Source organism: Aeromicrobium sp. Root472D3, from assembly GCF_001426485.1.
Lineage (GTDB): Bacteria > Actinomycetota > Actinomycetes > Propionibacteriales > Nocardioidaceae > Aeromicrobium.
In genome coordinates this window covers 2041640-2055537 of record NZ_LMET01000001.1, presented here as the reverse complement: position 1 = coordinate 2055537, position 13898 = coordinate 2041640, and the positions used below count along the sequence as shown (strand labels likewise).

The following is a 13898-nucleotide window of genomic DNA, read 5'->3' as shown; positions in this document are numbered from 1 at the left end:
ATCATCCGCCGACCTGCTCACCCGTCGAAGTGCTGCCCGTCGATCGCGCCGTAGGTCCAGCGGAATCCGTTGCGCCGCATGATCGTCGGCACGAGGTGCGAGCGCTTGGTCCACGCGTACGTCCCGGCTGCCTTGTCCTTCCACCACGAGTTGGGCGCCCACCTGCCCCAGCGGTAGCGGTACGGGTTCTCGAAGGGGTTGATGTCGATCGCGCGGCCGTGGGCGTGGGGTGACCGGATGCTCGGCCGCCCGATGACGCTGCGGCAGTTGAACCCGCTCGTGTTGTCGGCCTGCATCGACGCGTGGTCGTCGGCGCCCTTGACGCGCGAGGAGTAGCCGAACCGGTCGACGCGGTACATCGACCGGATCGGCACGCGGTTGCGGTAGAGGTCGGAGAAGGCACGGGCGGTCTTGCCGGCGATCGATGAGTGCACGACGATCTCGCCGCGGTGCCGGTAGCCGTCGAAGCCCCAGTAGTTGACGCGCACGAGGCGCAGCGACGCGCGCCCGACCGGGCAGCCAGCTCGCCACGAGCGTCCCTTCATGCTCCGCCAGGTCGCGTCGCCGATGCGCGAGACCGACGCGTTCGCACCGTCACCGGACGCCCGCGGCTGGGCGGGGAGCCTCGTGGGTCGGGGTGCCTTGCGCGGGAGCTTGACGACGGTGCCGGGCGGGACGTTCCTGACCGTCGCGGTCGCCGTCCGGGCCCCGGTGTACCAGCTCCCGGCGGCCACGACGGCGCGGTAGCGGTAGGTGAGGCGCGGACGCGACCCGGTGCGCGCGACACCGTTCGCGTCGGTCGCGACGACCCCGTACGTCCGCCACGCCTTCGAGCGGTACACCTGGAACGACACCGCGGCCCCCGGCACCGGCCCGTCGGGGGTCGTGACGGCGGCCGACACGTCGAGCGTCCGCTCGTCGACCACGGACCGCGGGGCGCGCAGCACGACGGACGCGGCCTGCGGCACGCCCTGCACGGGCACGGCGGCGGAGGTCGACGGCCCGAACGACCCGGAGCCGGTGTAGACGGCCCTCACCGCACCGGGGTCGGCGTCGAGGACGACCCGCACGGCGGCCGTCCCCTGCGCGTCGACGACACCCTCGCCGATGCCGACCCAACCCGCCGGCGACGGTCGCTCGAACCGCACCGAGCCCTCGGTCACCGGCGCGCCCGCGGCGACGACCGTCGCGCTGATCGTGACGGGCCGCCGCAGCGCGACCTGGGCCGGGGCGGTCACCGTCGTCTCGGTGGCACCCGCGACGGGCGCCTCGGCTGTCTCTGCCGACGCAGGTGTCGGCGCCACTCCCACGACCAGGGTCAGGGTGACGACGACGGACGTCATCACGCCGAGAAGAGCCCTCACGCCCGCACCGCCCCGATTCATCGGCTCATTCCAGCACCTGCGGGTGTCACCCGCACGTCGGACGGCCCGTCCCCCGCGCGAGCGGGGAGCGGGCCGTCCTGGTCACGTGGACGCGGTGCGTGCGGACCCTGCGGTCAGCGCGGGGCCGCGATCTTCTGCTGCTCGAGCCTGACCTGCTCCAGCACCGTCAACTTCTTCTGCGACTGCGCCTGCAGCTGCGTCGAGCCCGTGACGGGCTCGGGCCGCGGCTGCGGGATCGCCTTGCAGTAGGCGTCGGCCCGGTTGCCCTTCGCCCGCTTCGGCAGCTTGCCGTCGTACAGGTAGCGGGCGATCTTGTTGTCGACGCACGCGTAGCCGTTGAGCGAGTTGGAGTGGGTCGTGCCACCCTTCGTCGCGACGAGGCTGGCGTTCGGGAACAGCTTGCGCACCTGCAGGCTGCCCGCGTACGGCGTGGCGGCGTCCAGGGTCTCGTTGAGCATCAGGACACTCTTGACCTTCGACCCGTCGATCTTCTTCGGCGTGCGCGACGGGGCGGGCCAGTGGCGGCACGACTCGTTGTACCAGGCGTTCGACCACGTCAGGAACGGGTCCTTGCGGGCGATGCGCTGGTTGTCGGCGCGCCACTTCTTCCAGCTCTTCGGCCACGACGTGTCCGTGCACTGGACGCCGAGGTAGACCGCGTAGCCGTTGTCGTCACCGAAGCCCGACGCGTCGAGGTAGGACGCCTCGAGGGCCGCGACGTCGTTGTTGTTGACGAACGACGAGAACGTGTTGGCCAGGTCGGTCCACGTCGACTCGTAGTAGCCGGCGTACAGGAACGCGTCGGTCCACTCGCTGCCACCGAGCTTGTCGCTCGTGCCGTGGACGCCGCCGGGCGCCGTCACGGGGTTGGCGTAGAGCCGGTTGCGGGTCGCGTAGTACAGGTTGCGGACGGCCGCGCCGGTCTTGCCCAGGTGGTAGGTGCTGTCGTGCTTGGCGACCCACTTGAACCAGATGTTGATGTTGCGGTCGAAGGCCGTGTCCTGGCTCAGGTTGGCCTCGTACCAGACGCCGCGCGGGTCGACGGTGCCGTCGAAGACCATGCGGCGCACCTGCTTCGGGAACATCGACGCGAAGACCTGGCCGAGGTACGTGCCGTACGAGAACCCGTAGTAGTTGATCTTCGACGCGCCGAGGCGCTGGCGGATCAGGTTCATGTCCTTGGCGACGTCCTTGGTCGTCAGGTGTCGCAGGATGCCCTTGCTGTTGTTGGCCTTGCAGGCGTTCGTGTAGGCGTTGGTGATCGCCGGCCACGGGTCCTTCTTGGTGTACGTGCGGTACGGGGTGGCGCTGGTGGGCTCGTAGCGGGGACGGTTGTAGCCCGCCCAGCTCGGGTCGCAGCTGACGGCGGGCTCGCTCTCGCCGACACCGCGCGGGTCGAAGCCGATCCAGTCGTAGGCGCCGCCGACGTCCTGGCCCTTGTACTCGGGCACGGCGCCCTGCAGCAGCGATAGCGAGAGGCCCGAGCCGCCCGGTCCGCCGGGGTTGACCAGCATGACGCCCTGGTACTTGCTGGCCTTGACGGTGTGCTTCTTGCGCGAGATCGCGATCTTGATCTTCTTGCCGCGCGGCTTGCTCCAGTCGAGCGGGACCGCGACCTTGGCGCACTGGGCGCCGGCCTGCTGCAGACGCGCACTGGTGCACGTGCCCCACTTGATGGACGACTTGGCGATCGTCACGCCGCTGTCGGACGCCGACTCGGCCTGCGCGCTCGAGACGCCGGGCCCGCTGAGCGTGACCGCGGCGACGGCGGTCGCCGCCAGCACGCCTGTGAACTTCTTGTGCATGTTCCCCCCGTTGGGACGGGTCGACCCTGTGTCGACCGAGTTCAACATCACACGGACGGTTTCGAAGTGCAACAGAACTCGGGTGTCGAATTCGCTACGCCGACCCAGACACCTTGTACCGTCCGGACGGTCCTCGGACCCAGTCGACCTCGAGCCACGGCTCGTGCCCCTCCGGACCGTCCCGGTCCGGGAAGTCGAAGACACCGATGACCATCTGCAGGGGGTATCGGGGCGACTGCTCGACGGCACGGAGCAGCTCGCCGTCGACCGAGAACGCGACGTGGTCGTCGTGCCAGTCGGCGGCGAACACGTGCCAGGTTCCGGTGTCGATGGTGCGACCGATCGCGGCGAAGTCGTCCGTGAGCCGAGGGTCCCGGAAGGGGTGGATCCCACTGCCGACGTGGACCATCGTCCCGTCGCTCGAGACGCTGTCGCCGAAGATCTCGAACAGGCAGATCTCCCCCGACTGCTCCGGTGCCTCCTCGAAGCCGACCATCCACACCGACGCCATCGACCTAAGTGACAGGTCCATCCGGGCACGCACCTCGATCCGTCCCCCTTCGGGCAGCCAACCGCGGAGCTCGGGCTGCTGCTGCACGACCAGCTGCCCGGGCAGGAACGGTTGCTGACCGAGGGTGCTGCCCGCTGGTCCGGAGAGCTCGCCGGACTGGATCGCCGACACCCGCAGCGCCGGATCGTGCACGCCCTCGCACCAGACTTCCTGATCGACCGGGATCGTCAGCCGCAGCACCGAGTCGCGGACGTCGAACGTCGCCGCGGACGTCTCGCGGGTGCTCCAGTGCGGCAGGTAGTGAGGCAACCACACGGCCGCGTCGAGCCCGTCGCCGTCGAAGTCGTCGATGACGTCGTCCGGCCGCACGGGTCAGCCCCTCAGACCGCGCAGGGCGACTCGACGACCGGCAGGGGTGCCGGCACGCCGAGCGACGGCATGCCGAGCCCGACCGACCGCACCTCGGTGCGTCCCTGGCGCGACTCCCACGCGTCGCCGGCCGGCGTTCGGCGGTACGAGAGCGGGGCGTCGTCGCTGACCAGGTGGTGCGGGGCGGCGTGGGTGATGCGCACCTCGACCATGTCGCCGGGACGGACGTCGTGGTCGCCGGGCACGAAGTGGACCAGGCGGTTGTCGCGGGCGCGCCCGCTGAGGCGGCGGTTGGCGCCGTCCTTCTTGCCCTCGTGGTCGGCGACGAGCAGCTCGACGACGCGACCCTCCTGCTTCCTCGCCTCGGCGGTCGCGACCTCGTCGACGACGGCGGTCAGGCGCATGTAGCGCTCCTGCACGACGTCCTTCGGCAGCTGGTCGGGCAGGTCGGCGGCGGGCGTGCCGGGCCGCTGGGAGTACTGGAACGTGAACGCGCTGGTGAACCGGGCCGCGCGGACGACGTCGATCGTCTCGGCGAAGTCCTCCTCGGTCTCGCCGGGGAAGCCGACGATGATGTCGGTCGTGATGGCGGCGTCGGGCATGGCCTCGCGGACGCGGTCGATGATGCCGAGGAACTTGTCCTGGCGGTACGAGCGGCGCATCGCCTTGAGCACGCGGTCGCTGCCCGACTGCAGCGGCATGTGCAGCTGGGGCATGACGTTGGGGGTCTCGGCCATCGCGGCGATGACGTCGTCGGTGAAGTCCTTGGGGTGGGGGCTCGTGAACCGCACGCGCTCGAGCCCCTCGATCTCGCCGCACGCACGCAGCAGCTTCGCGAAGGCCTGGCGGTCGCCGAACTCGACGCCGTACGCGTTGACGTTCTGGCCCAGCAGCGTCACCTCGACGACGCCGTCGGCGACCAGTGCCTGGATCTCGGCGAGGACGTCGCCGGGCCGGCGGTCCTTCTCCTTGCCGCGCAGCGCCGGGACGATGCAGAACGTGCACGTGTTGTTGCAGCCGACGCTGATCGAGACCCAGGCGGCGAAGACCGAGTCGCGCTTGGTCGGCAGCGTCGATGGGAACACCTCGAGCGACTCGAGGATCTCGACCTGCGACTCCTCGGCGATGCGGGCCCGCTCGAGCAGCACCGGCAGCGAGCCGATGTTGTGGGTGCCGAAGACGACGTCGACGTAGGGCGCCTTCTTCGTGATCGTGTCGCGGTCCTTCTGCGCCAGGCAGCCCCCCACGGCGATCTGCATGCCGGGGTTCTTCTGCTTGACCGACGCGATGTGGCCGAGGTTGCCGTACAGCTTGTTGTCGGCGTTCTCGCGCACGGCGCACGTGTTGAACACGACGAGGTCGGGCGTCGTGCCGTCCTCGGCGCGGACGTAGCCGTCCGTCTCCAGCAGCCCGCCCAGGCGCTCGGAGTCGTGGACGTTCATCTGGCAGCCGTAGGTGCGCACTTCGTAGGTCTTCGTCATATGCGCCTTAGATTATCCAACAAACCTACAGTTTCATCATGCACGTGTAGGAGCCCTCGGCCTAGCGGACTGTGCCCTGTCAGAGCGGCACCTAGCCCCATGTACAGCTCGAGACGTGCGGCGACTGTGACGCTGACCATCCCTGGCAGGCAAAACTGCTGCTGCGCTCCCGCGTCATGCACCAACAGCCGTCCCTACTCGGCCTGCTGCTGGAATGGCGCAAGGACGCTGCTGGTGACCGGGAAGGCCTCGTGATCATGCTGACGAAGACCAGTGCACACGAGGACTTTGACGGGACCACGACGGTGTGGGCACCGGCGCGCAACCTCTCCCCCGTCGTGAAGGATCGACGCGTACATCTCCTGGGGTTGCCGTGCTGAACGGCGTGGCCCAGCCGTACCCACCAACTGAAGGAGAGACCATGACGAGCAACTTGGTAGCGGTGGCAACCCCGGCGGGCGACGGCCTTCCCTTGTGGATCTTCCTTCCACTGATGGCCATCATTCTGGGACTGCTGCTGTTCAAGCGCATAGGGAGGAAGTAGTGGAGCGGGCCGCACAGCGATTGTGTGGGTGATGGCGCAGAACCTAGGCCCGGCCGTCAGGGACTGAGTCGCTGGCGGTCGCATGCCTTTGATGACGACGGCGTGCGACAAGCACGACCAGAGCGAACCATGCCATTGCCAGGACGAAAGCAATCACGAAGCCCGGCCACCATCCCCACGTCATGATGGCGTAAGGCATCCCCGAATAGACGGGAACATCATCACAACATTGGTCCAGAATCTGGGCCAGAAGTCATCGGGCATGAAGACCAGTCTGCCCGACTAGTCAGGTGCGTCCGAGCGACTTGTTGTGACCCCGCGCGGCAAATTCTGCCGATCCTGCAAACACGACGGGCGCTAGGAAGAAGGACCCGCTGGGGCTCGCGAACAGCACACCCATCAGCAGGATTGCGAGGCCGACCGCGAAGCCTGCGCCTGCCCATACCCGAACAGACCACACCTCGTACTGACCGAAATTCTTCACTGGTCGATGGTCGCGCCATGAGGACGTGGCAGCAAACGCGGGTGACCGACGCGCCCACAAGGACTGCGACCGTCTAAATACCCGGGCGCTATCAGCGCCTACTGGAGAAGGACTGGCCCTGTCCGACGGGCACGATGTGTCCATGACGCGCGAACCCGATTGGGAGATGGTCAAGTACTACAGATTCGTGACGTGGTGCACTCTGCCGCTCCTAGCCCTCGGGGCGGTCTACATGTGTGTGACGGGCGAGGTAAAGGCAGGACTCATCACGGCTCTGATCGGTTTGCTTTCCTTCGGCGGCCTTCGACTGAGTCAGTCCATCAGCCCCAAGGACTAGTGGCAGAATCGCCGGCATGAGAACGCTGATGCAGGTCGCTCCCTCGGGGGCGGGCCGAGGGTGGGAACTCCCGTGGCCTCTAGCGGGCGTAGCACTCGCCTTTCTCGTCGGCGGCTTCCTCTTCGTGTACTGGAGAGCCCGTTGAGCGGCTTGGACTCGCTCACGGCGATACCCCGAGGCGGTCACGACAACGGCACATGGCCGACGTGGGCCGTTGTCACGTTCGTTGCGGTCTGGGCAGTGCTCGGCGTCGGAGTGCTGTACATGAGGTATGGACGGAAGTAGGCACTGGCCTAGTCTGTGGCGATGCAACTCCCCATAGCTTTCGGATTCACGGCTAGTTTCCTGATCGCCGTCAACGTTGTGTTCCTTACCCTCGCAACCCCCCACGGGGTCTCCAACGGCGTGATGGTTGCATCGCTCGGACTGCTGGTCATCGGAGTCATGCTCGCGTTCTCGGCCTTCGTCGTCTGGCTGGTGGAGTACGGCAAGTCCCGCTAGCCCTGCACAACGGCAACAACCCCCCGGCCAAAGACCCGGGGGGGGGTTGATACCTACTCCCGAAGGAGTGAGGCAATTCCAGCGGGGTCTCAGTTCTCGGCCTTGAGGCTGTCCGCGTCGTCCGACTTGGACGCCTCATCCCAGATGTGCTGCGACAGGCGCGGGGACGTGTCCGTGATCGGCGTGGCGCCGCCGGCGACCGATCCTGATGCATCGCGACCGCCTGCCGGTGACGACGCATCGGATCACCGCGGGGCGTCGAGCGTCAGGGACGCCGATCCCTCGACCGCGCCGTAGCAGAGCCGCACGAGGGCCGTCACGTCCTGGACGTCGCCTGCATCCCCGCTGGGCACGACCGGGAAGACGTGGCACCTGCGGCGCCCGGCGGCGGAGATGCTCCACTCGCCGTCCTCGTCGGTCTCGGCCGCGAGCTCCTCGAACAGCCGGTCGAAGCGGCGGTTGCCGGCGCCGACCAGCCGTTCGGCCTCGCGCTCGTCGGGGCGTGCGACGTCGGACGTCCAGTCGCTCTGCGCGTCCTCGCCGATCACGGTGTATGCCTCCCCCGCCCGGTCGGCGTCCGCCGCCGCGTCGAGCACCGCGTCCTGCTGACGATGGGACCAGGTGTCCTCGACGGTGTCGACGACGACGGGCGCGCACCACGCAGCCACGACGGCCAGCGCCAGTGCCGCCGCTGCGGACGTCACCGGGTGCGTCTCGAGCCGTCGCGCCGACCGCCGTAGGTGCCGGATCATCACCGCCAGCACGACCAGCATCACGATGGGGACGACCCACCCGAGGATCGTCGACAGCGGTGAGTCGGTGCACGCCACGGACCCGTCGGCCGACTGGCGGCATCTGGGCACGTCGAGCTCTGCTCGCATCGCCAGCCGCGCGCCGGCGAGCGGCAACGGCAGGAGGGCCGCCGCGAGCTTGTCGCGCCACGACCACCGCGGTGCCGTGAGCACGTGGTACCACCCGACCGTCAGGCCGATCGGTCCGAGCAGCAGGCCCAGCGTGAGCCAGCCGATCGCCCGGCGCTCGCGGCGGTCGTCGACCGCGGGCGGGCGCTGCGCGGTCAGGACGGACATGGCGCACATCCTGCCAGCCCCGGGGGCCGTCGACGCTCCGTCCAAGAGTCGCGACGACCGCTCATGTAGTTCGAGATTCAACCACTGGGTACGGTGGAGGCATGACCACCTACGCCCGCATCGACGCGCCCAGCTCACTCGTCCTCGACCGCGAGACGCCCCCCGAGGAGCTCGCACCGGGGCAGGTCAAGGTCACCATCACGCTGTGCGGCATCTGCGCGACCGACACGCACAACTACACGTCGGGCGGCCAGATCCCGCCCGCGACGTTCGGGCACGAGTGGACCGGGACGATCGCGCGCGCCGCGGCGGACGTCACGTCGGTCGCGGTCGGCCAGCGCGTCATCGCCTGCGTCGGACCGGCGTGCGGCACGTGCGCGATGTGCCTGGCCGGTCACGCCGACCACTGCGACACCGCGTTCGCGGAGGCCAACGGCGTCACCCCCGACTCCCCCGCCCACGGCGGCTTCGCGACGTCGCTCGTCGTGTCGGCACGTCGCGTCATGGCCGTCCTCGACGGACTGACCGACGTCCAGGCCGCGATCGTCGAGCCCACGGCTGTGACGTTCCACGCCGTCCGTCGCACCCGCCAGCCCCTCGGTGCCGTCGTCGTCGTGCAGGGAGCCGGGCCCATCGGCCTGCTCACCGCCCAGCACGCCCGACACGCCGGCGCCGGACGGCTGCTCGTCATCGAGCCCAACGAGGAGCGCCGGGCCGCCGCCACCGCCCTCGGCTTCACCGACGTCGTCGCGCCCGGCGACACCGCGACGACGTGGATCGAGGACGTCACGAGCGGGCTCGGCGCCGACGTCCTCTACGAGTGCACGGGAGCGGCCGCGCTGCTGCAGCCCTCGTCGGAGATGGTGCGGCGCGGCGGGACGCTGTCGCTGCTCGGCTTCCCGATGACCGACTCGACCGTCAGCTACGGCGACTGGCAGGTGCGCGAGCTCACCGTCATCGGCTCGCTGGCCTACACGCACGACGACTTCGTCGGGGCGATGCGCTCGATCGCCGACGGATCGGTGCAGGTCGACTCGCTGCACACCGACACGATCGGTCTCGACGGCCTGGCCGCCATGATGGACGAGCTCGACTCGGGCCGGACGTCGCAGGCCAAGGTGCTGCTCGACCCGACCCGCTGACGCCGGACGACTACTTCTTCGGGACGACCCACAGGTGGATCGTGCCCGCCACCGTCACGGTGCCGTCCTTCGTGACGGCCTTGACGGTCACGGGGACGTCGGGGGCACCCGCCCAGTCGGCCTCGGTGGTCTCCGCGGTGCACGTCAGCGACGTCGTCGACTTCGCGAGGTACTGCACGTCCATGCCCTTGGGCAGCCAGCGCATGTCGGGCGGGCACGTGGCCTCGGCCAGCAGACCCATCGCGGCCTCGAGCCCGTTGCACGCCGCGATCGCGTGGACCGTGCCGATGTGGTTCTGCACCGACCGTCGCTTGGGGATCACGACCCGGCCGAGGTGGGGCTTCATCTCCTCGACCGTCATGTGGATCGAGGCGAAGTACGGAGCCTTCTGCCCGTAGAGGACGGAGAAGAGTCGCTTGCCCTGCGGCAGGGCGGTGACCTTCTTGTACAGCGCGAGAGTCGAGGACATGCCGCCATGCTACCGGCGAGTAACTCCGGCCGTCAGACCACTGCCGCGCGGACGCACAGGACGTCCGGCAGGTTGGTGCGGATCTCCCGCCAGCTCTCGCCCTCGTCGTTGCTCGACCAGATCGCGCCGTGCCGCGTGCCGACGTGCAGGCCGACCGGCTCGCCGCGGTCGGTGCCGAAGCCGTCGCGCAGCACCGCGGTCCACGCCTCGGCCGGCAGCCCCGCGGCCAGCTCGTGCCAGGTCTCGCCCGCGTCCTGCGAGCGCCACACGGCCGGGTGCCCGTGCGGCGGGAACCGCTCGTCACCGCCGACGAGCGGGTAGACGTAGACCGTGCCGCCGCGACGGGGATGCGCCACGATCGGGAATCCGAAGTCGGCGGGCAGCCCGGCGCTGATCGACGTCCAGCTGCGACCGGCGTCGTCGGACCGGAACACGCCGCCGTGGTTCTGCGCGTACAGACGGTCGGGGTCGGCGGCGTCGACCGCGACCTTGTGGACGCACTGGCCGAACTCCGGGGCCTCCCCCGGCAGGAACTCCGTCGTGATGCCCCGGTTGTGCGGCGCCCAGGTCGCTCCCCCGTCGCTCGACCGGTACACGCCACCGGTGGACATCGCGATCGTCACGACATCGGGATCGGTGGGGTGCGGCACGATCGTGTGGATCGCCTGACCGCCGAAGCCCTCGCCCCACTCGGGCCGGTGGGGGTGGTCCCAGAGGCTGCGCACGAGCTCGAAGGTCTCGCCCCTGTCGCCGGAACGGAACAGCGCCGACGGCTGGGTGCCGGCCCACACGACGTCGCCGTCCGCCGGCGACGGGGCCAGCTGCCAGACCCGCTCGACCGAGGCGCCGAGCCCCTCGGGGAAGCGGACCGTGCCGGCGTGCGACCGGTCCCAGGTGCGCCCGAGGTCGTCGGAGCGCACGACCTGCGGACCGTAGTGCATGCTCGTCGAGCCCGCGAGGAACCGCGGGACCGGCCCGCGCTCGTCGATCGCGACGGAGTAGACCTCCTCCATCGGGAACACCGGGGCGTCCCAGCTCCACTGCTCGCGTCGCTCGTCCGAGCGGCCGATGAACAGGCCCTTGCGCGTGCCGGCCAGCAGGATTGCGTCGCTCACGGCCATCGCCTCCGATATTCCGATTAGGAACAGTACGCTAGGACCGTGGCTTCCCCTCTGTCAATGACGTCGTACGCCCTGCTGAGCCTGCTGGTCATCGACAGCGAGAACCAGGACGGGCTCACCGGCTACGAGCTCAAGCAGCGTGCCGACTTCACCCTGCGCTTCTACTGGGTCTCGCCGGCCATGAGCCAGATCTACACCGAGCTCGAGCGACTGACGTCGCACGCCTGCGTCAGCGTGGACGAGGACGTCGACGGCCGCCGGACGACTCGCAGGTTCCGCATCACGCCCGCCGGGCGGGAGGCGCTCGACACGTGGCTGCGAGACCCCACGGACGACTTCCCGGTGCTCAAGCATCCCGTCGCCCTGCGCCTGATGCTCGGCGCGATGATGGGGACCGACGCGGTCAGGGACATGCTCGACCGCTACGAGCAGGCGCTGTCGGAGCGACGTCAGGAGCTCGAGGCCGTGCGCGCGATGCTGGGCGACCGGGAGTCGGTCGCCTACGCCGCGCGGGTGGCCGAGTGGGGCCTGACGTTCTTCGACGCCGAGGCCACCGCGATCGATCGCACCCGCGACTCGCTGTGAGGAGGCCTCACATGCTCTCGAGCGGTTCGATCTCGGCCCCCAGCTCGTCTCGGACGACCTGGAACGCGAGCTGCGAGGGGTACCCCTTGCGCGCCAGCATGCCGACGAGCCGGCGGGTCTTGGTCGTGTCGTCGAACCGGCTCATCGAGCGCAGCTTCGTGCGGACCAGGCGATGGGCCGCCGCGAGCTCGTCGGCGGGATCGAGCTCGCCGATGACCTCCTTGGAGATCTCGTCGTCGACGCCCTTGGTGCGCAGCTCGTTGGCCAGGGCGCGCGAGCTGAGGCCCTTGCCGCGCTGCCGCGCCTGCACCCACGAGCGGGCGAACTCCTCGTCGTCGATCAGGCCGGCCACCTCGAACTTGGCCAGCGTGGCCTCGACGACCCCCTCAGGCACCTGCTTCTTGGCAAGTGCCTGAGCGAGGTCGCTGCGGCTGTGCGCACGCTCGCTGAGCTTGCGGATGACGACCTCCTTGGCGAAGCCGGCCAGCTCCTCGGAGGTCATCTCGTCGACGGGCGTGCGCGCCATGGATCAGGACCGCCAGATCAGAACTCGGTGGCGGGCAGATCGGGCTCGGGTGCGACCTCGAGCGCCGGCTTGTCGGCCTGCGGGCCGATGCCCTTGGCCTCCATGATCCGCTTCTCGAGCTCTTCGGCGAGGTCGGGGTTGTCCTTGAGGAACTGCCGCGACTTCTCCTTGCCCTGACCGAGCTGGTCGCCGTCGTAGGTGTACCAGGCACCGGCCTTGCGGACCAGGCCGATGTCGACGCCGACGTCGATCAGGCTGCCCTCACGGCTGATGCCCTGGCCGTACATGATGTCGAACTCGGCCTGCTTGAACGGCGGGGCGAGCTTGTTCTTGACGACCTTGACGCGGGTGCGGTTGCCGACCATGTCGGTGCCGTCCTTGAGCGTCTCGATGCGGCGCACGTCGAGGCGGACCGAGGCGTAGAACTTGAGCGCCTTTCCGCCCGTCGTGGTCTCGGGCGAGCCGAACATGACGCCGATCTTCTCGCGCAGCTGGTTGATGAAGATCGCGGTCGTGCCCGAGCCGTTGATGGCACCGGTCATCTTGCGCAGCGCCTGGCTCATGAGGCGGGCCTGCAGGCCGACGTGGCTGTCGCCCATCTCGCCGTCGATCTCGGCGCGCGGCACGAGCGCCGCGACCGAGTCGATGACGATGATGTCGAGGGCGCCGGAGCGGATCAGCATGTCGGCGATCTCGAGCGCCTGCTCGCCGCTGTCGGGCTGCGAGATCAGCAGGGCGTCGGTGTCGACACCGAGCTTGCGGGCGTAGTCGGGGTCGAGCGCGTGCTCGGCGTCGATGAACGCCGCGACGCCGCCGGCGCGCTGGGCGTTGGCCACCGCGTGCAGGGCGACGGTCGTCTTTCCGGAGGACTCCGGACCGTAGATCTCGACGACGCGGCCACGCGGCAGGCCGCCGATGCCGAGCGCGATGTCGAGCGTCGTGGCGCCCGTCGGGATGACCTCGATCGGGGCGCGGGCCTGGTCGCCCAGTCGCATGACGGCACCCTTGCCGTGTGCGCGGTCGATCTGGGCCATCGCGTTCTCGAGGGACTTGCCTTTGTCCTTGCTCGTGGCGATGGAGCTGTTGGGCTGAGCCATGGTGGATCCGTTTCTGCTGGTGGGTGGCCGGTCATCGACGACGCTAGAAGGACCCTCAGACAGAAGTGGGCCTCGTCGACCCGTCTGTGGATGCCGTCCTTCTCGCGTCCAACCTGTGCACGAGCCTATACGAACAGGTGTTCGACGGATCGCCGACACGCCGAGTGGTGCATTCCCGACCCCGAGCGGTGCGATCCGGTCGGACACGCCGTCCCGAAACGTCCACGACGCACCACTCGCGGGCCCGGGGGTCAGCGCTCGGAGGCGGGCAGGCCCTGCGTCGCGTGCACGGCGCGCCAGACGACCTTCGGGTCCTCGCCGGCGTCGAGCGCCTCGACCGCGGTGCGGCCGCCCAGGACGCTCATGACGTGGCTGTCGGCCCACACCCGCGCGTAGCCGCGACCGAGGTGCCGGTCCATCAGGTCCCAGAACTCGCTGTGCCTCACCGAACCA

Annotated in this window: 15 protein-coding genes and 1 pseudogene; 5 read left to right on the top strand and 11 right to left on the bottom strand. The window is 69.3% G+C overall.

All coding sequences use genetic code 11. The annotated features are described in order from the left end of the window. Window positions 1-17: 17 nt before the first annotated feature. From ASD10_RS10095 to miaB, 4 genes are all read right to left on the bottom strand, one after another. Entirely contained in the window at window positions 18-1364 is a 1347-nt protein-coding gene (locus tag ASD10_RS10095; protein WP_235501804.1) for a M15 family metallopeptidase, read from the bottom strand. Between the two features lie 134 nt (window positions 1365-1498). Then, entirely contained in the window at window positions 1499-3190 is a 1692-nt protein-coding gene (locus ASD10_RS10090; RefSeq protein ID WP_056607859.1) for an alpha/beta hydrolase, read from the bottom strand. A 94-nt stretch (window positions 3191-3284) separates the two neighbouring features. Further along, window positions 3285-4070, bottom strand: a complete 786-nt coding sequence (locus tag ASD10_RS10085; RefSeq protein ID WP_056607857.1) for a glycoside hydrolase family 16 protein — start codon at window positions 4068-4070, stop codon at window positions 3285-3287. Window positions 4071-4081: 11 nt separating this feature from the next. Further along, window positions 4082-5551, bottom strand: coding sequence for a tRNA (N6-isopentenyl adenosine(37)-C2)-methylthiotransferase MiaB (gene miaB / locus ASD10_RS10080; RefSeq protein WP_056607855.1), 1470 nt, complete (start codon window positions 5549-5551; stop codon window positions 4082-4084). Window positions 5552-5972: 421 nt separating this feature from the next. Here miaB and ASD10_RS19500 point away from each other — a divergent pair, with 421 nt between their 5' ends. After that, window positions 5973-6095: a hypothetical protein gene (locus tag ASD10_RS19500; protein WP_255355129.1), complete on the top strand. Its 123-nt coding sequence runs from the start codon at window positions 5973-5975 to the stop codon at window positions 6093-6095. A gap of 286 nt (window positions 6096-6381) precedes the next feature. Here the strand turns inward: ASD10_RS19500 and ASD10_RS18795 are convergent, their stop codons facing one another. Next, a complete protein-coding gene (locus ASD10_RS18795; protein WP_157432538.1) occupies window positions 6382-6579 on the bottom strand; it encodes a hypothetical protein in 198 nt (65 codons plus the stop codon). Between the two features lie 643 nt (window positions 6580-7222). Here ASD10_RS18795 and ASD10_RS19050 point away from each other — a divergent pair. Next, window positions 7223-7417 carry a hypothetical protein gene (locus ASD10_RS19050; protein ID WP_162248842.1) on the top strand — a complete coding sequence of 65 codons (195 nt, stop codon included), beginning with the start codon at window positions 7223-7225 and terminating at the stop codon, window positions 7415-7417. Between the two features lie 245 nt (window positions 7418-7662). Here the strand turns inward: ASD10_RS19050 and ASD10_RS10065 are convergent, their stop codons facing one another. Then, window positions 7663-8505 (bottom strand): hypothetical protein, encoded by an 843-nt coding sequence (locus tag ASD10_RS10065; RefSeq protein WP_056607850.1) that lies wholly within the window; start codon window positions 8503-8505, stop codon window positions 7663-7665. Window positions 8506-8606: 101 nt separating this feature from the next. On the opposite strand from ASD10_RS10065, the gene ASD10_RS10060 reads away from it, so the two are divergent. Further along, entirely contained in the window at window positions 8607-9647 is a 1041-nt protein-coding gene (locus ASD10_RS10060) for a zinc-binding dehydrogenase (protein ID WP_056607848.1), read from the top strand. A gap of 10 nt (window positions 9648-9657) precedes the next feature. On the opposite strand, the gene ASD10_RS10055 is transcribed toward ASD10_RS10060, so the two are convergent. Next, entirely contained in the window at window positions 9658-10116 is a 459-nt protein-coding gene (locus ASD10_RS10055; protein WP_056607846.1) for a hotdog fold domain-containing protein, read from the bottom strand. Between the two features lie 32 nt (window positions 10117-10148). After that, a complete protein-coding gene (locus ASD10_RS10050; protein ID WP_082556134.1) occupies window positions 10149-11237 on the bottom strand; it encodes an exo-alpha-sialidase in 1089 nt (362 codons plus the stop codon). Between the two features lie 39 nt (window positions 11238-11276). Between ASD10_RS10050 and ASD10_RS10045 the strand changes: the two genes are divergently transcribed. Further along, window positions 11277-11822 carry a helix-turn-helix transcriptional regulator gene (locus ASD10_RS10045; protein WP_157432537.1) on the top strand — a complete coding sequence of 182 codons (546 nt, stop codon included), beginning with the start codon at window positions 11277-11279 and terminating at the stop codon, window positions 11820-11822. 7 nt (window positions 11823-11829) lie between these two features. Here the strand turns inward: ASD10_RS10045 and ASD10_RS10040 are convergent, their stop codons facing one another. Further along, window positions 11830-12324, bottom strand: coding sequence for a regulatory protein RecX (locus tag ASD10_RS10040; protein WP_056610110.1), 495 nt, complete (start codon window positions 12322-12324; stop codon window positions 11830-11832). On the opposite strand from ASD10_RS10040, the pseudogene ASD10_RS19605 reads away from it, so the two are divergent. Beyond that, window positions 12293-12364: pseudogene (locus tag ASD10_RS19605) on the top strand (hypothetical protein); the annotation flags it as partial. The gene ASD10_RS10040 and the pseudogene ASD10_RS19605 overlap by 32 nt on opposite strands. 1 nt (window position 12365) lies before the next feature. Here ASD10_RS19605 and recA read toward each other — a convergent pair. Both recA and ASD10_RS10030 read right to left on the bottom strand, forming a co-directional pair. Further along, window positions 12366-13445, bottom strand: coding sequence for a recombinase RecA (gene recA, locus ASD10_RS10035; protein WP_056607843.1), 1080 nt, complete (start codon window positions 13443-13445; stop codon window positions 12366-12368). A 251-nt stretch (window positions 13446-13696) separates the two neighbouring features. After that, a complete protein-coding gene (locus ASD10_RS10030) occupies window positions 13697-13891 on the bottom strand; it encodes a DUF3046 domain-containing protein (protein ID WP_056607841.1) in 195 nt (64 codons plus the stop codon). Window positions 13892-13898 lie beyond the last annotated feature (7 nt).

Bases quoted from the DNA above. Each gene is read 5' to 3' on its own strand.
- ASD10_RS10090 (WP_056607859.1), bottom strand. From the start codon at position 3,190: ATGCACAAGAAGTTCACAGGCGTGCTGGCGGCGACCGCCGTCGCCGCG.
- miaB (WP_056607855.1), bottom strand. From the start codon at position 5,551: ATGACGAAGACCTACGAAGTGCGCACCTACGGCTGCCAGATGAACGTC.
- ASD10_RS19500 (WP_255355129.1), top strand. From the start codon at position 5,973: ATGACGAGCAACTTGGTAGCGGTGGCAACCCCGGCGGGCGACGGCCTT.
- ASD10_RS19050 (WP_162248842.1), top strand. From the start codon at position 7,223: ATGCAACTCCCCATAGCTTTCGGATTCACGGCTAGTTTCCTGATCGCC.
- ASD10_RS10065 (WP_056607850.1), bottom strand. From the start codon at position 8,505: ATGTCCGTCCTGACCGCGCAGCGCCCGCCCGCGGTCGACGACCGCCGC.
- ASD10_RS10060 (WP_056607848.1), top strand. From the start codon at position 8,607: ATGACCACCTACGCCCGCATCGACGCGCCCAGCTCACTCGTCCTCGAC.
- ASD10_RS10055 (WP_056607846.1), bottom strand. From the start codon at position 10,116: ATGTCCTCGACTCTCGCGCTGTACAAGAAGGTCACCGCCCTGCCGCAG.
- ASD10_RS10050 (WP_082556134.1), bottom strand. From the start codon at position 11,237: ATGGCCGTGAGCGACGCAATCCTGCTGGCCGGCACGCGCAAGGGCCTG.
- ASD10_RS10040 (WP_056610110.1), bottom strand. From the start codon at position 12,324: ATGACCTCCGAGGAGCTGGCCGGCTTCGCCAAGGAGGTCGTCATCCGC.
- recA (WP_056607843.1), bottom strand. From the start codon at position 13,445: ATGGCTCAGCCCAACAGCTCCATCGCCACGAGCAAGGACAAAGGCAAG.